At 75.3% G+C, this 21308-nt stretch carries 29 protein-coding genes; 15 read left to right on the top strand and 14 right to left on the bottom strand.

From position 1 onward, the window contains the following. Positions 1 to 132 precede the first annotated feature (132 nt). Positions 133 to 543: a hypothetical protein gene (locus ACI793_RS13485; protein ID WP_456606882.1), complete on the top strand. Its 411-nt coding sequence runs from the start codon at positions 133 to 135 to the stop codon at positions 541 to 543. A gap of 30 nt (positions 544 to 573) precedes the next feature. On the opposite strand, the gene ACI793_RS13490 is transcribed toward ACI793_RS13485, so the two are convergent. After that, complete coding sequence (locus ACI793_RS13490; RefSeq protein WP_456606883.1) at positions 574 to 726, bottom strand: hypothetical protein; 153 nt, start codon at positions 724 to 726, stop codon at positions 574 to 576. A 277-nt stretch (positions 727 to 1003) separates the two neighbouring features. Here ACI793_RS13490 and ACI793_RS13495 point away from each other — a divergent pair, with 277 nt between their 5' ends. Further along, positions 1004 to 1168, top strand: a complete 165-nt coding sequence (locus ACI793_RS13495) for a hypothetical protein (protein WP_456606884.1) — start codon at positions 1004 to 1006, stop codon at positions 1166 to 1168. A 34-nt stretch (positions 1169 to 1202) separates the two neighbouring features. Here ACI793_RS13495 and ACI793_RS13500 read toward each other — a convergent pair whose 3' ends face one another. Beyond that, entirely contained in the window at positions 1203 to 1586 is a 384-nt protein-coding gene (locus ACI793_RS13500; protein WP_456606885.1) for a PaaI family thioesterase, read from the bottom strand. A gap of 51 nt (positions 1587 to 1637) precedes the next feature. Then, complete coding sequence (locus ACI793_RS13505) at positions 1638 to 2150, bottom strand: DUF421 domain-containing protein (protein WP_456606886.1); 513 nt, start codon at positions 2148 to 2150, stop codon at positions 1638 to 1640. 56 nt (positions 2151 to 2206) lie between these two features. Here ACI793_RS13505 and ACI793_RS13510 point away from each other — a divergent pair, with 56 nt between their 5' ends. Beyond that, complete coding sequence (locus ACI793_RS13510) at positions 2207 to 3112, top strand: potassium channel family protein (RefSeq protein ID WP_456606887.1); 906 nt, start codon at positions 2207 to 2209, stop codon at positions 3110 to 3112. Here ACI793_RS13510 and ACI793_RS13515 read toward each other — a convergent pair. After that, a complete protein-coding gene (locus ACI793_RS13515; protein ID WP_456606888.1) occupies positions 3088 to 4314 on the bottom strand; it encodes a cation:proton antiporter domain-containing protein in 1227 nt (408 codons plus the stop codon). The two genes, ACI793_RS13510 and ACI793_RS13515, sit on opposite strands and share 25 nt — an antisense overlap. Positions 4315 to 4344: 30 nt before the next feature. Beyond that, positions 4345 to 5058 carry a hypothetical protein gene (locus ACI793_RS13520; protein ID WP_456606889.1) on the bottom strand — a complete coding sequence of 238 codons (714 nt, stop codon included), beginning with the start codon at positions 5056 to 5058 and terminating at the stop codon, positions 4345 to 4347. Positions 5059 to 5205: 147 nt separating this feature from the next. Here ACI793_RS13520 and ACI793_RS13525 point away from each other — a divergent pair, with 147 nt between their 5' ends. The 8 genes from ACI793_RS13525 (at position 5206) to ACI793_RS13560 (ending at position 13167) form a co-directional block, all read left to right on the top strand. Further along, a complete protein-coding gene (locus tag ACI793_RS13525) occupies positions 5206 to 5631 on the top strand; it encodes a YciI family protein (RefSeq protein WP_456606890.1) in 426 nt (141 codons plus the stop codon). Continuing rightward, positions 5628 to 6938, top strand: coding sequence for an RNA polymerase sigma factor (locus ACI793_RS13530; protein WP_456606891.1), 1311 nt, complete (start codon positions 5628 to 5630; stop codon positions 6936 to 6938). The genes ACI793_RS13525 and ACI793_RS13530 overlap by 4 nt, the downstream gene beginning before the upstream one ends. A 138-nt stretch (positions 6939 to 7076) precedes the next feature. After that, positions 7077 to 8099 (top strand): iron ABC transporter substrate-binding protein, encoded by a 1023-nt coding sequence (locus ACI793_RS13535; protein ID WP_456606892.1) that lies wholly within the window; start codon positions 7077 to 7079, stop codon positions 8097 to 8099. 59 nt (positions 8100 to 8158) lie between these two features. Continuing rightward, positions 8159 to 9691, top strand: a complete 1533-nt coding sequence (locus ACI793_RS13540) for an ABC transporter permease (RefSeq protein WP_456606893.1) — start codon at positions 8159 to 8161, stop codon at positions 9689 to 9691. Further along, positions 9688 to 10770: an ABC transporter ATP-binding protein gene (locus ACI793_RS13545; protein WP_456606894.1), complete on the top strand. Its 1083-nt coding sequence runs from the start codon at positions 9688 to 9690 to the stop codon at positions 10768 to 10770. The genes ACI793_RS13540 and ACI793_RS13545 overlap by 4 nt, the downstream gene beginning before the upstream one ends. Positions 10771 to 10829: 59 nt before the next feature. Next, a complete protein-coding gene (locus ACI793_RS13550; RefSeq protein ID WP_456606895.1) occupies positions 10830 to 11639 on the top strand; it encodes an aldolase/citrate lyase family protein in 810 nt (269 codons plus the stop codon). After that, positions 11636 to 12487, top strand: coding sequence for an NAD-dependent epimerase/dehydratase family protein (locus tag ACI793_RS13555; RefSeq protein ID WP_456606896.1), 852 nt, complete (start codon positions 11636 to 11638; stop codon positions 12485 to 12487). The genes ACI793_RS13550 and ACI793_RS13555 overlap by 4 nt, the downstream gene beginning before the upstream one ends. Next, on the top strand, positions 12484 to 13167 hold the full coding sequence (locus tag ACI793_RS13560; RefSeq protein WP_456606897.1) for a glycosyltransferase: 684 nt from the start codon (positions 12484 to 12486) through the stop codon (positions 13165 to 13167). Before ACI793_RS13555 ends, ACI793_RS13560 begins: the two co-directional genes overlap by 4 nt. A 9-nt stretch (positions 13168 to 13176) precedes the next feature. On the opposite strand, the gene ACI793_RS13565 is transcribed toward ACI793_RS13560, so the two are convergent. The 3 genes from ACI793_RS13565 to ACI793_RS13575 are packed head-to-tail and all read right to left on the bottom strand — an operon-like array spanning position 13177 to position 15419. After that, a complete protein-coding gene (locus ACI793_RS13565; protein ID WP_456606898.1) occupies positions 13177 to 14643 on the bottom strand; it encodes an ArnT family glycosyltransferase in 1467 nt (488 codons plus the stop codon). A gap of 9 nt (positions 14644 to 14652) precedes the next feature. Then, positions 14653 to 14958, bottom strand: coding sequence for a hypothetical protein (locus ACI793_RS13570; RefSeq protein ID WP_456606899.1), 306 nt, complete (start codon positions 14956 to 14958; stop codon positions 14653 to 14655). Beyond that, positions 14955 to 15419, bottom strand: coding sequence for a GNAT family N-acetyltransferase (locus tag ACI793_RS13575; protein ID WP_456606900.1), 465 nt, complete (start codon positions 15417 to 15419; stop codon positions 14955 to 14957). Before ACI793_RS13575 ends, ACI793_RS13570 begins: the two co-directional genes overlap by 4 nt. Positions 15420 to 15651: 232 nt before the next feature. Between ACI793_RS13575 and ACI793_RS13580 the strand changes: the two genes are divergently transcribed. Next, positions 15652 to 15858, top strand: coding sequence for a hypothetical protein (locus tag ACI793_RS13580; protein ID WP_456606901.1), 207 nt, complete (start codon positions 15652 to 15654; stop codon positions 15856 to 15858). Between the two features lie 13 nt (positions 15859 to 15871). Here ACI793_RS13580 and ACI793_RS13585 read toward each other — a convergent pair whose 3' ends face one another. From ACI793_RS13585 to ACI793_RS13595, 3 genes are all read right to left on the bottom strand, one after another. Further along, a complete protein-coding gene (locus ACI793_RS13585; protein WP_456606902.1) occupies positions 15872 to 16351 on the bottom strand; it encodes a PGPGW domain-containing protein in 480 nt (159 codons plus the stop codon). A gap of 64 nt (positions 16352 to 16415) precedes the next feature. Beyond that, the gene (locus ACI793_RS13590) at positions 16416 to 17273 is read right to left on the bottom strand and encodes an SDR family oxidoreductase (RefSeq protein ID WP_456606903.1); all 858 of its coding nucleotides are present in this window, start codon (positions 17271 to 17273) and stop codon (positions 16416 to 16418) included. A 49-nt stretch (positions 17274 to 17322) separates the two neighbouring features. Next, on the bottom strand, positions 17323 to 17592 hold the full coding sequence (locus ACI793_RS13595; RefSeq protein WP_456606904.1) for a DUF2277 domain-containing protein: 270 nt from the start codon (positions 17590 to 17592) through the stop codon (positions 17323 to 17325). 117 nt (positions 17593 to 17709) lie between these two features. Here ACI793_RS13595 and ACI793_RS13600 point away from each other — a divergent pair, with 117 nt between their 5' ends. Further along, positions 17710 to 18117: a hypothetical protein gene (locus tag ACI793_RS13600; RefSeq protein WP_456606905.1), complete on the top strand. Its 408-nt coding sequence runs from the start codon at positions 17710 to 17712 to the stop codon at positions 18115 to 18117. A 64-nt stretch (positions 18118 to 18181) separates the two neighbouring features. Next, positions 18182 to 19078, top strand: a complete 897-nt coding sequence (locus ACI793_RS13605) for an SDR family NAD(P)-dependent oxidoreductase (protein ID WP_456606906.1) — start codon at positions 18182 to 18184, stop codon at positions 19076 to 19078. An 82-nt stretch (positions 19079 to 19160) separates the two neighbouring features. On the opposite strand, the gene ACI793_RS13610 is transcribed toward ACI793_RS13605, so the two are convergent. Both ACI793_RS13610 and ACI793_RS13615 read right to left on the bottom strand, forming a co-directional pair. After that, a complete protein-coding gene (locus ACI793_RS13610) occupies positions 19161 to 19709 on the bottom strand; it encodes a hypothetical protein (RefSeq protein ID WP_456606907.1) in 549 nt (182 codons plus the stop codon). Between the two features lie 94 nt (positions 19710 to 19803). Further along, positions 19804 to 20037 (bottom strand): hypothetical protein, encoded by a 234-nt coding sequence (locus ACI793_RS13615; RefSeq protein WP_456606908.1) that lies wholly within the window; start codon positions 20035 to 20037, stop codon positions 19804 to 19806. 19 nt (positions 20038 to 20056) lie between these two features. Between ACI793_RS13615 and ACI793_RS13620 the strand changes: the two genes are divergently transcribed. Beyond that, positions 20057 to 20686, top strand: a complete 630-nt coding sequence (locus tag ACI793_RS13620; RefSeq protein WP_456606909.1) for a hypothetical protein — start codon at positions 20057 to 20059, stop codon at positions 20684 to 20686. 1 nt (position 20687) lies between these two features. Here the strand turns inward: ACI793_RS13620 and ACI793_RS13625 are convergent, their stop codons facing one another. Continuing rightward, on the bottom strand, positions 20688 to 21281 hold the full coding sequence (locus tag ACI793_RS13625) for a dihydrofolate reductase family protein (RefSeq protein WP_456606910.1): 594 nt from the start codon (positions 21279 to 21281) through the stop codon (positions 20688 to 20690). Between the last annotated feature and the right edge of the window lie 27 nt (positions 21282 to 21308).

The raw sequence follows: 21308 nt of genomic DNA on the forward strand, positions 1-21308 counted from the left end.
GCCGGCCAGGGCCCGCATCCCGTCAGGGGTGCGGGCCCTCGGCATGTGCGGACCGCGATCAGGCGATGCCGGTCGGGTGACATGCGTCGCGTCCCGGTTTGCCACGCCGGGGCAGCGGGGGACACCCGGACGATGAGCATCACCCCCGAGGCCCTGGAGGCGGAGTTCTCGCTGACCACGGCCGCCACCCGACTGGACTTCCTCAGCCGCCGCGACAACGGCGATACCGCCCTCAACACCGTCCAGGACGACGACCAGGACTCCTGGGCGTCCTTCAAGACCACCGACACCCAGCTCGACGTCCACGAGTCGCTCGAGCTGCTGGCCCTCGGCGAGGTCGTGGCCCGCAAGGCGCACGACAGCCGGCTGGTCGGCATCCGGGCCGCCCTGCGCGGTGGTGCCGACTGGGACCAGATCGCCCAGGCGCTGGGCGTCACCGCCGAGCAGGCCTGGGACACCTTCCTGCGTTCGATCGACCGGCAGCTCGACGACGACGCGGCCGCGGCCGCGCGCGAGCTGGCCGGCGCCCGCCCCGGCCGCTGAGGCCCGGGGCGGCGCAGCCCGGCGCGGGTCCTACCAGCGCAGCGGCTGGATGGAGCGCGAGTTCGCGGTGCGGCAGGGCCGGCAGTGCCCCCAGCTCACGATGTGCACCGGGGTGGCCGGGCCGCCGCACTCGGGGCACTCGACCGGCTCCTGCGCCTTGGCGCGGGCCTCGGTGATCTCCACGGAGCGCTCCTCGTGGATCGCGGCGTCCCCGCGGCAGGGGCACCCGAGATGGGCTTCGGCGCATCGTCCGTGCTGAGCGGGAACGGGGTGCCTCCTGGACGCCGACCGCAGCGGAGAACCGTGCGGACTGAGGTCAGGATACCGACACGCAGCGGCACAGGAACCCGTGAGTGACGACAAAGCTGGTGGGCATGACCCCATCGGGGTCCCGCCGTCACTGCCGGACCGCCCGTCCCACCGTCGATCCCGGCGGTGGAGCCGCTTCCGAGGAGGAGTCATGTCCACGCCCGCACACGACCCGCACGACGACGCCGACCAGCCGACCGGGCGTTCGACCGAGGAAGGCCGCCGACGCGGTCGGCTGCTCATCCCGGGGATCTTCGTCGGCGCGATCCTGCTGATCTTCCTGTTCATCCTGCTGGTGAGCCAGCTCGGCCGGTGACATCCCGGGCCGGGGGCGCCGCAGCGCTCCCGGCTCAGCGGTGCAGCAGGGCGAACGTGGCGACGGCGTGCCCGATGGCCTTCCCGTCCTGCTCGACCTCCGCCTCGCAGACGGTCAGGTGCTGGCCCCGGGTGCGCAGCCGGCCGGTGACCACGAGCCGGCCCTTCGTGCCCGGCCGCAGGTAGGTCACCGTCAGCTGGCTGGTCGCCGGCACGTCGTCCTCCCCGGTGGCTGTGCGCACCGCCGTCCCCATCGCGGTGTCGACCAGCGTCGCGAGCACGCCGCCGTGCAGGGTGCCCGCCGGGTTGAGGTGCTCGTCGGTGACCTCGAAGGCGATGCGGGCCGACCCGTCGTCGGCGGCCTCCACCCGTGCGCCCAGTCGTCCGGCGAACCCACCCGATGCCCCGTCGTCAGCCATGGAGCGCAGCTACCCGGCCGGCCGGACGGCACACCCGCCGCGGCCCGACGGTCAGGCGGCCCGGCGCACGCCGTCCAGCGCCGAGCGGCTCCCGGCCTTGGCGGAGGAGATGACGCTCAGCGAGCCGTCGGACTCCAGGACGACGGCGGCGATGTCGGCGAGGTCGCCGCTGCCCGTAGCACGGACCGCCTGCCGGATCTCGTCCTCGGTCACCCGCTGTTCCTTGAGGGCATGGGGCAGGAGCCGGCCGTCGTCGAGCAGCAGGGTCGGTCGCGCGGTGACGATCGACCGCCCGCCCGGCAGGTGCGTGGTGGTCCAGGCGACCAGGAACTGCAGGCCGGCCAGCAGCGCCAGGGCGGTCGCACCCTCGGCCCAGGAGACGTCGCCGCTCAGCAGGATGGTGGCCAGCGTCGAGCCGAGCGCCACGCTGACGACCAGGTCGAAGGCGTTGAGCTTGCTTAGCGTGCGCTTGCCGGTGAGCCGGAGCACCACGACGACGGTGACGTAGGCGGCGGTGCCCACGGCGAGGACGCGGGCGATGTCGGACCAGGAGTCGAACCACATGGTGGGGGCTCTACCCCGTCCGGCCGGATCACCCGTCCTTTGGCAGGGTGATCCGAATGCAGTGGCTGGACTGGTCGATCACCGTGCTGGGCGTTCTCGTCGTCCTCGTCGCGCTGCGGGACATCTTCCACACGTTGTGGCACCCCAGTGGGCGAGGCGCGATCAGCTCGTGGGTGATGGCGACCGTGTGGCGGCTGGGCCGGCGTCGCCGGGAGCGCGGCGCCGTGGGTGTCCTCACCGGGCCCACCGCTCTGCTGCTGGTGATCGTCGTCTGGATCGCGCTGCTCGTGGCCGGCGGTGCCCTCGTCTACGCGCCGCACATCCCCGAGGGGGTCGTCTTCCAGAGCGGTCTGGACGTCAGCGAGCGCAGCGCCGTCCTGGACGCGGTGTACCTGTCCACGGTCACGCTGGCGACCCTCGGCTACGGCGACATCGTGCCGGTCAGCGGCTGGCTGCGGATCGCCATGCCGCTGCAGGCGCTCGTCGGCTTCGCGCTGCTGACCGCCTCGGTCACCTGGGTCCTGCAGGTCTATCCGGCGCTCACCCGGCGGCGGGCGCTGGCCGTGCGGCTGGCGCAGCTGCGCGCGCTCCCGCACGACGAGCTGCTGCACGACCCGCACTCGTCCGTGGCCGCGCCCCTCCTGGTGGAGCTCGCAGCGGCGCTCGCGCAGGCACGCGTGGACCACACGCAGTACATGGAGACCTTCTACTTCCGCGACAGGAGCGAGGAGGCGTCGCTGCCCGCGATGCTGGGGGTCGCCTCGGCCCTGGCGGACACCGGGCGGTCCGCCCCGCGCGCCGACGTCCGGGCCGCCGCCGTGCTGCTGAGCAGAGCCCTCGACGACCTGGCCGGCGTCGTCGACGCGCAGTTCCTGCACGTCGGTGGCGGTACCGACGACGTCCTGGCCGCCTACGCCCGCACCCACCAGTTCGGGCCTCAGGACCGGTCGCCGGCCTCCTGACGCTCGGCCGCCCGGCGGTAGAGGACCCGCCCCGGTGACGCGGTGACGCCGTGCATCAGCGTGCTGGCGGCCACGACCAGGGTGCCGGCGGCCAGCACGGTGGGGTCGGCGCCCAGCCGCTGGGCCTCCATCGACAGGTAGAACAGCGCGGACACACCGATCGGCCCGAACCACCCCAGGTGGACGGCGTCGGGCAGTCCCAGCTTCAGCGGCGCGCGGAGCAGGAGCAGGACGGGGAGCCGCCGCAGCAGCAGGATCGCGACGGCCAGGGCCGGCCCCTGCCATCCCAGGTCGGCCCAGGCGGACCAGGGGAGGGCCGCCCCGATGCCGATGAACAGCGGGATGACCAGGAACCGGTTGATCGCCTCGTCGATGGGGGCGTCGGTGGTGCGGTCGGAGCCGGTGGCGACCAGGTTGAACGCCAGGCCGCAGACGAACACCGCGAGCACGCCGTCGACCTCGATGAGCCCGGACAGCCCGAGCACCGCGAAGGCCAGCACGACGGTGAACAGGGCCAGGGGGCCGTGGTCGGTCGAGCCGTGCTCCTCGCCCGCCCGCAGCGCGCGGCCGCCGAGCCAGCCCAGGCCCGCCCCGACGACCACCGCGCCGGCGACCTGCCAGAGCGACTCGAGCACGGCGGCCCCCCCGCTCAGCGGGCCGGCGACCGCGACGGCGAGCAGGACCAGCGGCAGCGCCAGCCCGTCGTTGGCACCCGACTCCAGCGACAGGACCTGCCGGTCGCGGGCGGGCAGGTCCTCCTCCGCAGGCTGACCGGTGACGACGTTGGAGGCCAGGACGGGGTCCGTCGGGCACAGGGCGGCACCCAGCAGCGCGGCCGCGCCCAGCCCCACGCCCAGGAAGGCCGCGGACAGCCCCGCGGTGATCACGGCCATGGCCGGCATCGCGACCGCGAGGAGCAGCAGGACCGGGCGCAGCCGGGAGCGGGCGTCCCCGAACGGGTAGCGCAGCGCCACCGACATGACGGAGACCGCCAGCAGCAGCCGGGTGGCCGTGTGCACCCAGGTGTGGTCCTCGGTCATCGGCGCCACGGGGAGCACGTCGAGCACGGCCGGTCCGATCGCGATCCCGACCAGCAGGCCGACGAGCGGCTCGGACACGGGGAGGCGGCGCAGCCGGGTGGACAGCGCCGCGACACCGATCGCGAGCAGGCCGCCGGCCAGCAGCAGGACGTCGATCGTCATGGCGGCCGCATTGCCCTCACTCCCGGACGATCATGCGGGAGTGCTCTCCGGGCGGTCACCCGATCGTGCCGCCCCGTCGACGTCGTCGCGGTTCCGGTCCAGGAAGTAGGCCCCCAGAGCGCCGGCCACCGTGGCGAAGACGGCCACCGAGTAGACGGCGAGCAGTACGTCGAGGATCCGCGCCAGGCCGCTGTCGGCCGACAGCGGCCTGGCGCTGACCGTGGCGAGCGCGGCGTCGTACAGCGCCACGGCGTAGTCGTCGTAGTTCCCCAGGACGTAGAGCAACTGACTGGCGGCAAGGACGACGACGCCGGTGACGGCACCCAGCCAGCCGATCCGACCCGTCAGCAGCCGGCCCGCCGAACGCGAGCCGCGGACCGCCGCCGACAGGACGCCACCGACGCGGGCCGTCCTCGCCACCCGCGCGAAGCGCAGGAACGTGAGCGCCCGGAAGAACCGGAGGAACGGGATCGCCAGGAAGATCAGCTGCCACCAGTTGCGCGTCCAGAACCGGCGCTTGTCCCGGGCGGACACCGCGCGGTAGGCGAACTCGGCGACGAACACGGCCCACGACAGCCAGCCGAGCACTGTCAGGGTGGTCACCAGCCAGGGTTCCCGGGCGAGTGACTGACCGAGGACGATCAGCACGAAGACGAGCCCGAGAACCCCCATCGGCTTGTCGAGCCGCCGGGCCAGTCCTTCGGCCTCGGGGGTCTCCTCGTGGACCGTCCGCTGCTTCTCCATGGGGTGCGCCTACCCCGCGGGAGCGCGTCCGGAAGTTTTTTCCACGGTCGTGTCGATTCCGGCGCGGCCTGATCGACGGAAAGGTGGAGCGGGGCCCACGCCGGTCGCCGACGACCGGCCTCCGCTCCACAGGACGGGAGAACTCCGATGCGCTTCATGGTGATCGTCAAGGCGACCGAGGACAGCGAGAAGGGCGTCATGCCCGGCCGGGAGATGCTGGAGGCGATGGGCGCCTACAACGAGGAGCTGGTCAAGGCCGGCGTCATGCTCGACGGCGACGGGCTGCGCCCCAGCTCCCACGGCGCCCGGGTGCGGTTCGACGACACGGGCGAGGCGACCGTGATCGACGGCCCGTTCACCGAGACCAAGGAGCTCGTGTCGGGCTACTGGATCTTCGAGGTGTCCTCCCGCGAGGAGGCGATCGAGTGGGCCCGCAAGGCACCCTTCCGCGGCGGGGAGCTGGAGATCCGTCCGTTCTCCGTCGCGGAGGACTTCGGCGAGGCGTTCACGCCCGAGCTGCAGGACCGGGAGAACCAGCTGCGGGACACGCTCAGCGACCAGCGCGAGGCGTGACCACCCCTCCGGCCCCGGCGGCGTCGGCGACCGCGGACCTGCACCGCGTCGTCGACGCCGTCTGGCGCATGGAGTCCGCCCGGATCGTCGGCGCGCTGACCCGGGTCACCGGCGACATCGGGCTGGCCGAGGAGCTGGCGCAGGACGCGCTGGTCGCCGCGCTCGAGCAGTGGCCGGAGACCGGCGTGCCCGCCACGCCGGGCGCCTGGCTGATGGCCACCGCCAAGCACCGGGCGATCGACACCTTCCGCCGGGCGCAGAACCTGCGGCGCAAGACGCAGGAGCTGGGCCGCTCGCTGGTCCAGGAGGAGAGCGCCGAGGAGGACTGGGCCGCCGCGCTGGACGAGGTCGTGGAGGACGACGTCCTGCGGCTGGTGTTCATCTCCTGCCACCCGGTGCTCTCCCGGGAGGCGCGGGTCGCGCTGACGCTGCGGCTGGTCGGTGGCCTCACCACCGACGAGATCGCACGCGCCTTCCTGGTGCCGGAGAAGACGCTGGCCCAGCGGGTGGTGCGGGCCAAGCGGACCCTCACCGCCGCCCGGGTGCCGTTCGAGATGCCGACCGGGGCCGACTTCGCCGCCCGGCTCTCCTCGGTGCTCGAGGTGCTCTACCTGGTCTTCAACGAGGGGTACGCGGCCACGGCGGGGGAGGACCTGACCAGGCCCGCGCTCTGCCAGGAGGCGATGCGGCTCGGGCGCATCCTCGCCGGTCTCGTGCCGGGGGAGTCGGAGGTGCACGGCCTGGTCGCCCTGCTGCAGCTGCAGGCGTCGCGGCTGGCCGCCCGGATCGGTCCCGGCGGCGAGTCGGTGCTGCTCGCCGACCAGGACCGCAGCCGCTGGGACCGCGTGCTGATCACCCGGGGGCTGGAAGCGCTGGAGGAGGCGGAGCGGACGGCGCGGGACGCGCTGGGCCCCTACGCGCTGCAGGCGGCCATCGCGGCCTGCCACGCGCGCGCCCGCAGCGTCGAGGAGACCGACTGGGCGCGGATCGCCGGGGCCTACGAGGCGCTGGCAGCACTGACGCCGTCGCCGGTGATCGAACTCAACCGTGCCGTCGCCGTGTCGCGCGCCTACGGCCCGGCAGCCGGCCTCGAGCTGGCCGACGCGCTGCTCGGCGTCCCGGCCCTGAGCGGCTACCACCTCCTGCCCGCGGTCCGCGGCGACCTGCTCCGCTCGCTGGGGCGCGACGCCGAGGCCCGGGCCGAGTTCGAGCGGGCCGCCGGGCTCACCCGCAACGAACGCGAGCGGGCGCTGCTGCTGGAACGGGCCGCCGACTGCGGGGAACCGCCGGGGCTCGCACCCTCCTGACCTGCGCCGAGCCGCCGGGGGAGGGGTCCGGCGGCGGCCGGGGACCGAGGCGGGTGGTCGACCCCGCGCCCGGCGTGCTTAGGTGTGCCTTGCCTACCGGCCGGGCGTGGTTCCGGCCCCGATGCAGGAGGACCCTCCGTGACCACGCCGCGCCGGGCGCTTCCCGCTCTGCTGACCTCCGCCGTCGTCCTGACCGGGCTCGCCGCCTGCGGGAACTCGGAGGCCTCGGACGCCGAGACGCTCACCGTGTACAGCGCCCAGCACGAGAGCCTCGTCCGCACGATGCTCGAGGGCTTCACCGACGAGACCGGCATCGAGCTGGAGTTCCGCGACGCCAACGACTCCGAGCTGGCCAACCAGATCGTGCAGGAGGGCGAGTCGTCACCGGCGGACGTGTTCCTGACCGAGAACAGCCCGGCGATCGAGGTCGTCGACCAGGCGGGGCTGCTGGCGCCCATCGACCCGGAGACCCTGGAGCAGGTCGAGGCGGCCTACCGGCCCGAGTCGGGCACGTGGACCGGGTTCGCCGCCCGGTCGACCGCGCTCATCCACAACCCGGACGAGATCGCCGAGGACGAGCTGCCCGCCTCGATGCTCGACCTCGCCGACCCGGAGTGGGAGGGCCGGGTCGCCATCGCGGCCGGCGGCGCCGACTTCCAGGCGATCGTCAGCGCGGTCCTGGCGCTGGAGGGCGAGGAGGCCACCCGCGAGTGGCTCACCGGCCTGGAGCGCAACGCCGAGATCTACGCGAGCAACACCGCGATCATGAAGGCCGTCGACGAGGGCGAGGTGCCGGTCGGCATCACGTACCACTACTACTGGTTCCGCGACCAGGCGCAGGACGGCCTGGTCGGTGACGACGCCGAGCTGCACTACTTCCGCAACCAGGACCCCGGCGCGTTCGTCAGCGTCTCCGGTGCCGGGGTGCTGGCCTCCTCCGACCAGCAGGAGGACGCCCAGCGCCTCGTCGAGTGGCTGACCGGCCCGGAGGCGCAGGAGCGGCTGGCGGAGAGCACTGCGCTGGAGTACGCCGTGGGGGTCGGGGTCGACTCCGCCGACGCCCTCCCGCCGCTGGCCGAGCTGCAGGCACCCGACGTCGACCCCGGCAGCCTGGACGCCGCGAAGGTCACCGAGCTCATGCAGGACGTGGGGCTCCTCTGACCACCTCGCAGCTCCGGGCCCCGGCCCCCGGTGCGCCGCCGGCGGACCGGGCACCCGGCGTGCCCGGGCGCCGGCTGCGGCGTTCCCCGGTCACCGTCGCGCTGGCACTGGCCGTCGCGGCCCTCGCGCTGCTGCCGCTGGGCTACATCGCCTGGTACTCGGCCGACCTCGGCTGGTCGGGCATCCGGGAGCTGGTCCTGCGTCCCCGCGTCGGCGAGCTGCTGTGGAACACCGTCCGCCTCGTGCTGGGCACCGTGCTGTGCTGCGGGGTGCTCGGGGTCGGCGCCGCCTGGCTGGTCGAGCGCTCGGCGGTGCCGGGCCGGCGGATGTGGCACGTCCTGCTCGTCGCGCCGCTGGCCGTGCCGGCATTCGTGAACAGCTACGCGTGGATCTCGCTGCTGCCCGGCCTGGACACCTATGCCGGCGCGCTGCTGGTCGTGACGCTCTCCTACTTCCCGTTCGTCTACCTGCCGGTCGTCGCCGCCTTCCGCGGGCTGGACCCGGCCCTCGAGGACACCGCCCGCGGCCTGGGGCTCTCGACGTGGGCGGTCTTCCGCCGGGTGCAGCTGCCGCAGCTGCGGGTCGCACTGCTGGGCGGCAGCCTGCTGGTGGCCCTGCACGTCCTCGCCGAGTTCGGTGCGCTGCAGATGCTGCGCTACCCGACCTTCACCACCGCGATCTACGACCAGTACCGGGCCACCTTCAACGGCCCGGGCGCGACCATGCTGGCCGGCGTCCTGGTGGTGCTCTGCCTGGTGCTGCTGCTGGCCGAGATCCGGCTGCGCGGACGGCGGGGGTACGCGCGCAGCGGTCGCGGCGCACCGCGCCCGCTGCGGCCGATCGCGCTGGGACGGCTCACCGCACCGGCGCTGCTCGCGCTCGGCGCGCTGGCCGCGCTGGCCGTGGCGGTCCCGCTCTGGAGCCTGGGCTACTGGATGGCGCGCGGCGCCTCCTCCGCTCTCGACTGGGCCGACCTCACCTCCACGACCTCGACCACGCTGGGGCTGGCCGCGGCCGCGGCGGCGATCACCACGGCGATGGCGCTGCCCACCGGCTGGCTGGCGGTGCGGGCCCGCGGGCGGACCGCCACGCTGCTCGAGCGCAGCACCTACCTGGGCAGCTCCGTGCCCGGCATCGTCGTCGCCCTCGCCCTGGTGACGGTGAGCATCCGGGTCACCCCGTGGCTGTACCAGACGGTGCCGGTGCTCCTGGCCGCCTACGCGATCCTCTTCCTGCCGCGGGCCATCGTGACCGTCCGCTCGGCCGTCGAGCAGGCCCCGCCGCTGTTCGACGACGTCGCGGCGTCGCTGGGTGCCTCGGCTCCCGACCGCCTCCGTCGCGTGACCCTGCCCCTGCTGGCTCCCGGCATCGGCGCCGGCGCCGCGCTGGTCTTCCTCGCCGTCGTGACCGAGCTGACCGCCACGCTGCTGCTGGCGCCCACGGGAACGCGCACGCTGGCCACCGCGTTCTGGGCGGCGAGCAGCGCGGTGGAGTACGGCGCGGCGGCCCCCTACGCGGTGGTCATGGTGCTGCTCTCGGTGCCCGCCACCGTCCTGCTGTCCCGAGACGCCCAACGAGGTCTGACCCCATGAGCTCCCTGACCGTGACCGGCCTGGCGAAGTCCTACGCCGCCGGCGTCCCCGTGCTCGGCGGGGTGGACCTGCACGTGCCCAGCGGGAGCTTCACCGCGCTGCTGGGCCCCTCGGGCTGCGGGAAGACGACCCTGCTGCGGCTCATCGCCGGGTTCGAGGACCCCGACGCCGGCACCGTGGTCGTGGGGGACCGGCTGGTGGCCGGCGGCCCGGGGCGCAGCGTCGCCGCACGCCGGCGCGGCATCGGCTTCGTGCCGCAGGAGGGCGGGCTGTTCCCGCACCTCACCGTGGCCGGCAACATCAGCTTCGGGTTGCCGCGGCGCCAGCGGCGCGAGGGCAGCCGGGTCCGCGAGCTGCTCGCGCTCGTCGGCCTGGACGGCGCGCTCGCCGACCGGTCGCCGCACCAGCTCTCCGGCGGCCAGCAGCAGCGGGTGGCGCTCGCCCGGGCCCTGGCGCCCGAGCCGTCGCTGGTGCTGCTCGACGAGCCGTTCTCCTCGCTCGACGCGACGCTGCGGGAGGAGACCCGGCTCGCCGTCTCCGCCGCGCTGGAGGCCACCGGCGCGACCGCGGTGCTGGTCACCCACGACCAGGCCGAGGCGCTGTCGATGGCCGACCAGGTCGCGGTGCTGCGGCACGGGCGCCTGGTGCAGCTGACCGACCCCCGCACCCTCTACCGCAGCCCGCAGGACCTCGACGTGGCGGCGTTCGTGGGGGAGGCCGTCGTCCTCGACGCCGACGTGCGGAGCGGCACGGCGCACTGCGCGCTCGGGGCGGTCCCCGTCGAGGGCGGGTACCCGGACGGGCGGGCGCGGGTGCTGCTGCGACCCGAGCAGCTGCGACTGTCGAGTCCGTCAGCGGCACCGGGGGCGGTCGTGGCGCGGATCGGCGGCGTGGACTTCTTCGGCCACGACGCCCGGGTGCGCCTGGTCCTCCCGGGGGCGGGCGCGGTGAGCGCGCGGCTGGTCGGGGCGGACCTGCCCGCGCCGGGCGAGGAGGTCGCCGTCACCGTCCGCGGCCCGGCCCAGGCCTTCCCGCCGGCGGCAACCGGTGAGCTGCCACGGCCGGCGGTGCCGGCCTGAGCGGAACGTCCCGGCCCGGCAGCGCACCGACCACGCTTAGGTCAGCCTAAGCTGACCGCGTGGACCTCTTTCTCTTCTCCGTCGATCCCCAGTGGGGCGGCGAGGTCGTCGCCGCAGGAGCGGCCGGGATCATCGTCGACTGGGAACGCCGGGGGAAGGAGCGGCGGCAGCTGGGCGAGGGCACCCAGATCAGCACCGACACCCCCGAGGACCTCACGCGGATGCGGTCGGCCACCGAGGGCCGGCTCATCTGCCGGCTCAACGGCTACGGGCCCTGGACCGCGGACGAGGTCGAGGACGCCGTCGCCCGCGGCGCGGACGAGCTGCTGCTGCCGATGGTGCGCACGGCGGAGTCGGTGGACCGGACCCTCGACATGGTCGCGGGACGGTGCGGCCTGGGCGTGCTGATCGAGACGCAGGCCGCCGTGGACGCGGCCGCCGCCATCGCGAGCCGGCCGCTGTCCCGGGTCTACATCGGCCTCAACGACCTGCGCATCGACCGCCGGTCCGACCAGCTGTTCCGGCCTCTCGTCGACGGCACCGCCGACGCCGTCCGCGCCACGGTCACCCAGCCCTTCGGCGTCGGCGGGCTGACGCTGCCCGGCGGGGGTTTCCCGGTGCCCAGCGAAGTGCTCGCCGCCGAGCTCGTCCGGCTGCGCACCGACTTCACCTTCCTGCGCCGGTCCTTCATTGCCGACATGCAGGGCCGCGACCCGCAGGTGGAGGTGCCCCGGCTGCTCGACTTCCTGGCCGGCCTGCGGCGCGCCGACCCGGCCGTGGCCGCGGCGCACCGGCAGCGGCTCCTGGCGGTCACCCGGGAGGCCGCCCCGGCCCCGCCGGTCGCGCTCGGTGTGGGTCCCGCGGCGTGAGAGCGGTCGTCACCGGGGGCGGCGGCTTCGTCGGCCGTCACCTGGTGCACCGGTTGCGGGCAGAGGGCTGGGACGTCGTGCCGCTGGGCCGTGGCCAGGTCGACCTTGCCGATCCGGTAGCGGCGTCGGCCGCGGTGCGCGCGGCCGACCCGGACGTGGTGTTCTCCCTCGCCGCCGGGCGCGCGAAGGCCACACCCGGGGAGCGGGCCGCCACCGTGGCGGTCAACACCAGCCCGTGGCTGGTGGACGCCCTGCCCGACCGGTGCCGCACCGTCGTCCGGCTGGGATCGTCGACCGAGTACGCCGCCTCCGCCGCGCCGCTCACCGAGCAGGCCGCCCTGGAGCCGCGGGGCTTCTTCGGTGCGACGAAGGCGGCGGGCTCCCTGCTGCTGCAGGCGGCGGCCGCCGAGCGCGGCGTCCGGGCGGCGGTGCTGCGCGCCTTCCAGGTCTACGGCCCCGGTGACCACCCCACCCGGCTGGTCCCCGTGGTCCTCGAGGCGGCGCGCACCGGCGGGACGGTGGCCCTGCCCCCGCACGTCAGCCGGCGCGACTGGGTGTGGGTGGGCGACGTCGTCGACGCCTGCCTCCGCGCCGCCCGGCAGGAGGACCTGCCACCGGGCGTCGTGCTCAACATCGGCACGGGGGTGCAGACCAGCACCGAGGAACTGGTCGAGATCGCCTCCCGGGTCACCGGCCGGCCGATCGCCACCGCCCCCGGCGCCCATCCGGGCCGGCACTGGGACACCGCCGACTGGGTCTGCGACCCGTCCGCCGCGCGCCGGCTGCTGGGCTGGGCGCCCACGGTCGACCTCGCCGAAGGGCTCGCCCGCACCTGGGCGGAGTCGTGACGCCGCGGATCGCCGTCGTCGTGCCGGTGTACGGCAACGCCGCGACGCTGGACCCCCTGGCCCGGCGGGTGGCCGCGGCGCTGGAGGGGCGGAACTGGCGGCTGCGGCTGGTCATCGACGCCTCGCCCGACGACAGCGCGGCCGTCGCCGGGGCCCTGGCGGCGCGGGACCGGCGGATCTCGGTCAGCGGCCTCACCGTCAACGGTGGCCAGCACGCGGCGATCGCCCACGGCCTGGCTGCCGAACCGGACGCCGACGTGTGGGTCTGCCTCGACGCCGACCTGCAGGACCCGCCCGAGGCCCTGCCGCTGTTGCTCGACCGCCTCGCCCGGGGTGACGTCTCGGCGGTCTTCGCCGGGCGCCGGGGCCGCTACGAGTCCGCGGCCCGGCGGCTCACCGGCGGCCTGCACCGGTGGGTGGCGGCGCGGCTCACCGGGCTGCCGGCCGACGCCGGCGCCTTCCTGGCGATGGATCCGGCGGTGCGCGAGGCCGTCGTCACCGCGGTGCGCGACGAGGGCGCGCCCAGCGTCGTCCTCGCCGTGGCGCGGGCCGGTCGCCCGGCGGTCAGCGTCCCCGTCGAGCGGGACCTCCGCACCGAGGGCCGCTCCGCCTGGACCGGCCGCGCGCGGCTGCGCCAGTCGCTCCGCTCGCTGGCCTGGGCGCTGCGGTCCCGCCGCTGAGCCGGCCGCTCAGCCGCGGTCTTCCCAGCGCTGCAGCACCAGGCGGGTCTGCGTGCCGTAGAAGGTCCGCTCCTCGACCATCCGGAGGCCGGCGTCCCGCAGGATGTCGTCGTCGTCGGTGGGCACGGGCACCCCGTCGATCAGCCGGCGGACCAGCCACACCCGGTCGGCGTCGGACGGCGCGTCGTCCGGGGGCAGCACCACGTCGGCCCGCAGCCGCGGGGCCAGGGTGCGCACGTAGTGGTCCAGCCCGATCGCCGCGCGCTGGTCGGCGGCCACCACCGGCTCACCGGCGACCTGGAGACCGGCCAGCGTGCGGACGAGGTCGTCGGCGCGCTCGCGGGGCGCGCGGTCGGCGAGGGGGACGCTGGTGAGCAGCGCGCAGGCCAGCAGCAACCCGGCCAGCGGTGCCCGGGCGCCGCGCGGCGCCGCCATCGCACCCGCGGCGGCCAGGACGCCGAGCCCGAGCAGGCCGGCGAGCAGGTAGCGCGGGTGGTAGACGGGCCGGAGGAACTCGGCCCCCACCAGCAGCAGCAGGGGCACGCAGGTCCACGCCAGCCCGAGCACGCGCAGCTCCCGGCCCTGGCGGCCGCCGCCCCGCACCGCGCCGATCACCGCCAGCCCGACGGCGAGGACGAGCAGCGGCGTCCGCCCGCCGACCCACGCCTCGACGGCGTAGCCGACCAGCCGGCCGTCCGTGTCGCGCAGGTGCTCGGCGTTGCGCGACCCGGTGCCGTTGAGCAGGTTGAGCCCGACCAGCAGGCCGGCCGGCAGGGCGGCGGCCGCTCCGACGAGGACCACCGGCAGGGCGCGGCGCCCGCGCAGCACCGCCGCGGCGACGACGAACGCCGCCAGGACCGTGACCGCGTACCAGTGGCCCAGCCCCATGCCGGCACCCGCGAGCCCGAAGAGCACCAGCCCCCGGGGCGGGGCCTGGAGCCAGCGCACGAGGCCGAGCGCGGTCGCCCCGGTCGCGAGGACGGTGAGCCCGTAGCTGCGAGCCTCGACCGAGTGCACGACGAGCAGCGGGCTCGCGGCCAGGACCAGGCCGGTGAGGACGCCGGTCGCCGTCCCGCTCAGGCGGGTGACGGCCCGGGTGATCAGCGCCAGCCCGCCGGCGGCCGACAGGAGCGAGAGGACCCGGAGAGAGGTGTCGCCGCCCAGCCCCGGCACGGACATCCAGGCGTGCACCACCACGTAGTACGGCGCGTTGTACGACGGCGGGACGCCCTCGAGGTAGCTGGTCACCCCCTCGCCGCGCACGATCGCCGTCAGGATGTCCCCGAGCGGCCGCCGGCCGACCTCCGCGGTGAAGAGCTCGTCGAACCAGAGCCCGTGTCCCGGGAGCAGCAGCAGCACGCCGAGCCCCACCATCAGCGCGGGCGGGAGGAGCTCGACCGGGGACCAGCGGCGCTCCCCGCCCCGATCGGCCGGTGCGGCGTCCTCGGGGGCGGTCCGGACCCGCGTCGCCGTCACGCCCCGAGGCTAGGGCAGGCGCTCGTCGAGGGTGTCCGCGAGGGCGACGGCGGCGGGATCGGCCGGTGCGCGGTCCGCCGCGGCGCGGAGCAGGTCCACCAGCGGCCCGGCGACGGCGGGGGAGAGCGCGGTGATCCAGGCGGCCGACGCGGCGCGCGCCTCGGCCACGTGCTCGGTCCCGCCGTCCGGCCGGTGCGCCACCACCTCGGGACGGGAGGCCAGCAGCCCGGCCTGCCGCCAGTCGCCCGCCGTCGTCCGGGCCGCCAGCCGCTCGAGCCGGCCGGCGACCGACCGCAGCAGCTCCGCGTCGGTCACCGGGCGTCCGGCTCGCGGCGCATCGGCACGTGCGGGATGCCGTCCTCGTCGTAGCCCGGACCGCTGCGCCGGAAGCCGAAGCGCTCGTACCAGCCCTCCAGGTGGGCCTGGGCGCCGAGGGTGAGCGGGACGGCGCCGTGGTCGGCGATGCCCTGCTCGATCAGCCGGGCGGCCAGCCCCGCGCCGCGGAAGGCCGGCGCGGTCACCACCCGGCCGATCGCCTTCGTCGCCCCGTTCTCGAGCACCCGGATGGTGGCCGCGACCTCGCCGTCGGCCTCGAACCACAGGTGCTCGGTCGACGGCTCCAGGTCCCGGCCGTCCAGCTCGGGATAGGGGCACTGCTGCTCCACGACGAAGACGTCGACCCGCAGCCGGCACAGCCGGTACACCTCGAAGGGGGACAGGTCCGCGAACCGGGCCCGGCGGAACTGGAGCGCAGCATCACGTGGAGCGTTGGGCACCGGGTCATCCTTCAGGGTCCCGCGTCGAGCCTGCGAGGCGTGGGGGGAAGGGTGGTCCTTGTCAGCCGCGGTTGCCGTACCGGCGCATGGTCAGTGGTCCCCGCACCGACAGGAGCAGCGCCGACCCGGGACGGCAGGTGTCCGGCGGGTGACGAGATGCCGAACGGTGGGCCGCCTGCGCGCATGAGCCGCGCAGCGTGGGTAGTGCCGGGCCATGTCGATGTGGACGCCGATGGAGCCGAACCTGGGGACGCCCGACGAGGGCATCCCCGCCGCCGATCCGGGAGCCGGTGCGCCGCCGACCGCCGAGGGCTTCGGCGTCGGCGGGGAGGAGCCCGACCGGCCCGAGGAGACGCCGTCGGACGCGGCCGAGGAGAGCGAGTCGCCGGAGGACCCGCCGTTCCGGACGCCGGACCCCGACGAGGTCGGGACGGACTGAGCCGCGCCCTGGGCTACGCGCCGAGAGCCGTGGTGGCCCTGTCCACCAGCTCGAAGTGGCCGACCGCCCAGAAGGCGACGCCGGCGGCGGCCAGACCGCCGACGGTGACGGCCAGCGAGCTCACCGGGTGCTGCTTGGCGTGCGCCCAGGCATCGGAGGCCTTGCGGCGGAACGTGGCGAAGAAGCGCGCCGCCCACGCGAACTCGGTCGACCAGATCCACAGGCCCAGCAGCACCGGCGGGATGGTGAGCGGCCCGGGCAGCACGGCCAGGGCGACGCCGAGTGCCACGCACAGCAGGCCGACGACGAAGACGCCGATCCGCCAGGCCAGGGCGACCTGGCTGTTGCGGTGCACGCGCTCCCGGAACGACCCGGGGCGCACCTCGCGCGGCTGCCCGAGCCCGTCGGTGCAGTGGACGCACCGGCTCGCGCCGGAGGCGGTCGGGTGGGCGGAGGTGGGCGCCGTGGTCGGGGCGGCCGGGGACGTCGTCACGGGAGGAGCGGGTACCCGGCGTCGCGGTGGGTCACTCATGTTGTGCGCAACCGGTCGGTGTGCCTCAGCCCACCAGAGTCGTGAGGGCGGTGCGGAGATCGGTGGCGGGTCGGCCGAGCAGCCGCTCGAGCTCGGTCGACGGGACGTCCAGCTCGCCGTCGGCGGTGGCCCGCTCGAGGGCGACGACGACGTCCGCCGTCGCCTCGTCCAGGCCGGCGGCCAGCAACCCGGCGCGGAGATCGGCAGGCGGGACGTCGCGGTAGGCCAGGTCCGTGCCGGTCACCTCACCGAGGACGGCGGCCAGCTCGGCCATCGTGAACGACGGCCCACCCAGCTCGTAGGTCGCGGACCCGGGGGTGTCGGCCACCAGGGCCGCCGCGGCCGCCTCGGCGTAGTCCGCCCGCGGGGCGGCGGCGACCCGACCCTCGCCGGCGGCGCCGACGATCGCGCCGGTGGAGCGGTACTGCGCCAGCTGGGCGGTGTAGTTCTCGACGTACCAGCTGTTGCGCAGCAGCACCGTGTCGATGCCCGACTCGCGCAGCAGCTGCTCGGTGAGGCGGTGCTCGACGGCGAGCGGGGTGCTGTTGGTGTCGGCGCGGGCGATGCTGGTGTAGACGATCCGCCGTACGCCGGCCGCTCGGGCTGCCTCCACCACGTTGCGGTGCTGGGCCTCGCGCCGGCCCACCTCGCTGCCGGAGACGAACAGCAGCCGCTCGACGTCCGCGAAGGCGGCGCTGAGGGCGGCCGGGTCGTCGTAGTCGGCGATGCGGACCTGCACGCCGCGCGCGGCCAGATCTGCCGCCTTGCCGGTATCCCTGACGACCGCGACGACGTCGGTGGCGGGGACGCCTCGGTCGAGCAGCGAGGAGACGGCGAGGTGGCCGAGGTGCCCGGTCGCGCCGGTGACGGCGTAGGAGGTCATGGCGGGGACAAGGTGCATGAACCCTCAACCATTCCCCGCCGCGGCCGGATCAGGTGCCGTAGCGCAGCGCCGCGCGCTCGCGTGCCTTGGCCGCCTCGACCTCGCGGTCCTTGGGCGGAGCCGTCGTCACCAGTTCGGCGAGCAGCCGGGCGGAGATCCCGGCGATCTCCTCGACGGCCCGGTCGAACGCCTCGACGTTCGCCCGGGACGGCTTCGTCGTCCCGCTGATCTTGCGGACGTACTGCAGCGCGGCGGCACGGATCTCGTCGTCGGTCGCCGGCGGCTCGAAGTTGGAGAGCGGGCGGATGTTCCGGCACATGGCCGGGAGCGTAGGAGCGCCCGGTCGGCCGGGGAAGCCCGCGGTCCGCGCGTGGTGGTGGCGGTCCGCCGGGGTAGGGCGGAGGGGATCCGTCCGGCCGCGGGAGGAGGGGACGTCGTGGTGGTGCTGCTGGTCGACGTGGCGAACGTGGTGGGCGCACGACCGGACGGCTGGTGGCGGGACCGCGCCGGGGCGGCGATCCGCCTGCTCGACCGGCTGGCCGTGCTGCCCGGCCGGACCGTTCCCGGCCCCGACGGCGGGCCGGTGAGCTGCTCGGCGGTGGTGGCGGTGGTGGAGGGCCGGGCGCGCGACGTGTCGGCGCCGGCGGCGGTGCGGGTGGTGCACGCGCCGGGCAGCGGCGACGACGCGCTCGCCGCGGAGGCCGCCGATCTCGCCGCGGACGGGCGCAGCGTCCTGGCGGTGACCGCCGACCGCGGCCTGCGCGCCCGGCTGCCCGCCTCGGCGCGGGCCACGGGACCGGGCTGGCTGCTGGCCCTGCTCGACGACGTGGCGCCCGCCGGTTGACCCGGCCGGCCTCCGGGTAGCCCTGCGCGGACGCACCACCCAGCCGAGGAGCTGACCCCCGCCCATGCCGATCCCCACCGACGACGCACCGCTGACCGTGCTGGTCACCGGCGCCTCCAGCGGCATCGGCCGCGCGACCGGCCTGGAGCTCAGCGGCCGCGGTGCGCAGCTCGTGCTGATGTCCCGCGACCGCGCGTCCCTCGAGGAGGCGGCCGCCGAGATGCGGGCCGCCGGTGCGGCCGAGGTCGTCGTCTGCGCCGGCGACGTCACCGACGAGGACTCGGTGCGGGCCGCGGTCACCGCCGCCACCGGTCGCTTCGGACGGCTCGACGTCGTCGTCCACTCCGCCCAGGTGATGGCCTACGGGCGGATCGAGGACGTGCCCCGCGAGGTCTACGAGACGGTGGTCGACACCGCCCTCCACGGCACCGCCAACCTCGCCCGTGTCGTGCTGCCGGTCTTCCGGGAGCAGCACGCCGGCCACCTCGCCGTCGTCAACTCGCTGCTGGGCAACGTGACGGCACCCACGATGGGCAGCTACGTCGCCGCCAAGTGGGGGCAGCTGGGTCTGGTGCGGACGCTGCAGCTGGAGACCCGCGACGAGCCGGGTATCTCCATCTCCATCGTCCAGCCCGGGGGAGTGAACACCCCGATCTACAGCCAGGCCGCGTCCTGGACCGGCAACACCGGCCGTCCGCCACCGCCGGTCTACTCGCCGTTCCGGGTCGCCCGCAGCGTGCTGTCCACGCTGGACCGGCCACGGCGCGTGGTGCAGGCCGGCCTGTTCAACCCGCTCATCACCGCGGGCTTCCGGATCGTGCCGGGCGTCTACGACCTGCTGGTGGGCCCGCTGCTGCAGCAGCTGGCGGTGTCCAGCGACGAGGTGCCGCCCACTCCCGGCAACGTCCTGGAGAGCAAGCCCGCCGGCAACGCCACCGAAGGCCGCTGGCGCAGCATCTGAGGCGTGGCGGGAGGGCGGTGGGCTCCCGCACCGCCGTCGATCTCGCCGCCCGGGCGGCGAGGTCGACGGCGGGGGCGAACGGTCAGGTCGCCGAGAGGCCCCGGGCCACCTCGCTGGGGCGCTGCTGCTCCCCGGCGTAGGAGCTGATGGCGACCAGCGTGCCGGTCAGCGCCGGGATGACCCACTGCAGGGTGTCCAGCTGCTGCTGGGCGGCGGCCACGTCGGCCCGGGCCGCCTTGGTCCGCTTGCTCGGCCGGGTTCCCGACTTCGACGGCACCCCACCGGCGGCGGACACCCGGGCGCCGAGCACCCGGCTGTAGGCCGTGGCGCCCAGGGCGGCGGCGGTGACCAGCGTCTTGAGCGCCGACATGCCGGCGACCCCCTCCTGGGCGGCCACTCGCTGCTTGTTCGCGCGCAGCTGGCCGACGCTGCCGACCAGGTGGGCCCCGATGGCCGCGGCGTTGACCGGCGTCCACCGGTCCCATCCGGCGTTGGCGACGCGGCCGGTGGCCGAGTCCGTGCCGGCCTCGGCCGCGGCCGCGTTCAGCGCGACGGCATTGGCCAGCGTGCCGCCGAACCAGGCGGACAGCCCGAGGTCGTGCAGCGTGCGGGAGAGGGAGTTGCGGGCCATGAGGGACTCCAGAGCTGTGGGCGGAAGGTCGGTTCTCCCTACCCGCAGCCGATGACCGCATGCCGGTTGCGCGCGGCCGGTGTGCGCAGCGGCGTCAGCGCCGGCGGAGCAACCGGGCCACGCGGTGGGTGCGCCCGGCGCGCAGCTCGTCCGCCGTGGGCGGCGCCGGCTCGGGGACCGCGGCCAGCGCGGCATGCCGCTCGTGCAGCCGGGTGCGGACGTCGTCCGGCGTCAGGGCACGGCGCTGGCGCTCGTCGCGGGCCAGCACCGCACCGGTCGCGGCGACACCGGCGAGGCCGGCCAGTCCGAGCAGCTTCCAGGGGCGCACGTCCGTAACGTAGCGCCCCGTGCCTGCGCTTTCCCTCGAGGCCGCCGTCGAGCTGACCCGCACCGGTGACGTCTGGATCTTCCGCGGCGTCTCGGTCGCCGACCGGGCGATCCGTGCGGTGACCAACGCGCCGGTCAACCACGTCGGGATGGCGGTCGTGCTGGAGGATCTGCCGCCGCTGCTCTGGCACGCCGAGCTCGGGCGCTCGCTGCCCGACGTCTGGTCCGGGGAGCACCAGCGCGGGGTGCAGCTGCACGACCTGCGCGACGCCGTCCTGACCTGGCGGCAGAAGTACGGCCAGCAGCCCTTCCTGCGGCAGTTGGTCGGCCCGGCCGACGACGGCGGGGTGCCGCCCGAGATGGAGGACGCCGTGCTGCGCACCGTGGCCCGGCTGGACGGCAGGCCGTTCCCGACGACCCGTGGTCTGGCGAAGGGCTGGGTCAACGGGCGGCTGCGCCGGCGGACCTCGGCCGAGGCGGTCTACTGCGCGGAGTTGGTCGCGGCGACGTACACGGCGATGGGCCTGCTGCCCGCGTCGCGACCGCAGAACTGGTACGACCCGGGGAAGTTCTGGTCAGGGGACGACCTCCAGCTGCTGCAGGGCGCCCGCCTCGGCGAGGAGATCCCGGTGGACGTGCCGCCGTCGTGAGTCAGCGGCGCACGCGGTAGGTGCTCTGCACCATGCCGCCGGCGAACGACCGCGTCCGGACGTGCTCGAGCCGGATGTCGGCCGACAGCTCGCCGAACGGGGTGTGGCCCGTGCCGATCAGCACCGGCACCCGTGACAGCGTCAGATCGGCGATCAGTCCGGCGCGCAGGAACGTGTGCACCGTCCGGCCGCCGTCGACGTACACCCGCCGGTAGCCCGCCGCGGACAGGGCCGGCACCGCCTCGTCGAGGGAGCGGTGCACGGTGATCCGCTCGTCGGCGCCCGGCTCCAGCGTCGTGCTGAGCACGTGCACCGGCCTGCCCTGGTAGGGCCACTCGGCGAAGGGTGCGATGAAGTCGTAGGTGCTGCGGCCCATGACGAGCGCGTCGACGCCGCCGACGAACTCGGTGAACCCGAAGTCCCCGCCCTCGCCGTCGTCGGGCTGCGGCGCACTGCCGTCGTCGGGCGCAGCGCCGCCCTCGCCGTCACTGCCGTTCCCGCCCCCGTCGAGCCAGGAGACGTCGCCGTCGAGGCGGGCGATGAACCCGTCGACGCTCATGCCGAGGAACACCGAGCCGATGAAGGTCGCAGTCATGCCGGCAGCGTCCCGGTCGGGTGTGAC

The sequence above is a fragment of the Blastococcus sp. SYSU DS0617 genome, from assembly GCF_054051075.1.

What these genes read in the sequence shown, in the direction of transcription:
- ACI793_RS13485 (WP_456606882.1), top strand. Translation starts at nt 133, where the DNA reads ATGAGCATCACCCCCGAGGCCCTGGAGGCGGAGTTCTCGCTGACCACG.
- ACI793_RS13495 (WP_456606884.1), top strand. Translation starts at nt 1,004, where the DNA reads ATGTCCACGCCCGCACACGACCCGCACGACGACGCCGACCAGCCGACC.
- ACI793_RS13500 (WP_456606885.1), bottom strand. Translation starts at nt 1,586, where the DNA reads ATGGCTGACGACGGGGCATCGGGTGGGTTCGCCGGACGACTGGGCGCA.
- ACI793_RS13505 (WP_456606886.1), bottom strand. Translation starts at nt 2,150, where the DNA reads ATGTGGTTCGACTCCTGGTCCGACATCGCCCGCGTCCTCGCCGTGGGC.
- ACI793_RS13510 (WP_456606887.1), top strand. Translation starts at nt 2,207, where the DNA reads ATGCAGTGGCTGGACTGGTCGATCACCGTGCTGGGCGTTCTCGTCGTC.
- ACI793_RS13515 (WP_456606888.1), bottom strand. Translation starts at nt 4,314, where the DNA reads ATGACGATCGACGTCCTGCTGCTGGCCGGCGGCCTGCTCGCGATCGGT.
- ACI793_RS13520 (WP_456606889.1), bottom strand. Translation starts at nt 5,058, where the DNA reads ATGGAGAAGCAGCGGACGGTCCACGAGGAGACCCCCGAGGCCGAAGGA.
- ACI793_RS13525 (WP_456606890.1), top strand. Translation starts at nt 5,206, where the DNA reads ATGCGCTTCATGGTGATCGTCAAGGCGACCGAGGACAGCGAGAAGGGC.
- ACI793_RS13545 (WP_456606894.1), top strand. Translation starts at nt 9,688, where the DNA reads ATGAGCTCCCTGACCGTGACCGGCCTGGCGAAGTCCTACGCCGCCGGC.
- ACI793_RS13580 (WP_456606901.1), top strand. Translation starts at nt 15,652, where the DNA reads ATGGAGCCGAACCTGGGGACGCCCGACGAGGGCATCCCCGCCGCCGAT.
- ACI793_RS13590 (WP_456606903.1), bottom strand. Translation starts at nt 17,273, where the DNA reads ATGACCTCCTACGCCGTCACCGGCGCGACCGGGCACCTCGGCCACCTC.
- ACI793_RS13595 (WP_456606904.1), bottom strand. Translation starts at nt 17,592, where the DNA reads ATGTGCCGGAACATCCGCCCGCTCTCCAACTTCGAGCCGCCGGCGACC.
- ACI793_RS13605 (WP_456606906.1), top strand. Translation starts at nt 18,182, where the DNA reads ATGCCGATCCCCACCGACGACGCACCGCTGACCGTGCTGGTCACCGGC.
- ACI793_RS13610 (WP_456606907.1), bottom strand. Translation starts at nt 19,709, where the DNA reads ATGGCCCGCAACTCCCTCTCCCGCACGCTGCACGACCTCGGGCTGTCC.
- ACI793_RS13625 (WP_456606910.1), bottom strand. Translation starts at nt 21,281, where the DNA reads ATGACTGCGACCTTCATCGGCTCGGTGTTCCTCGGCATGAGCGTCGAC.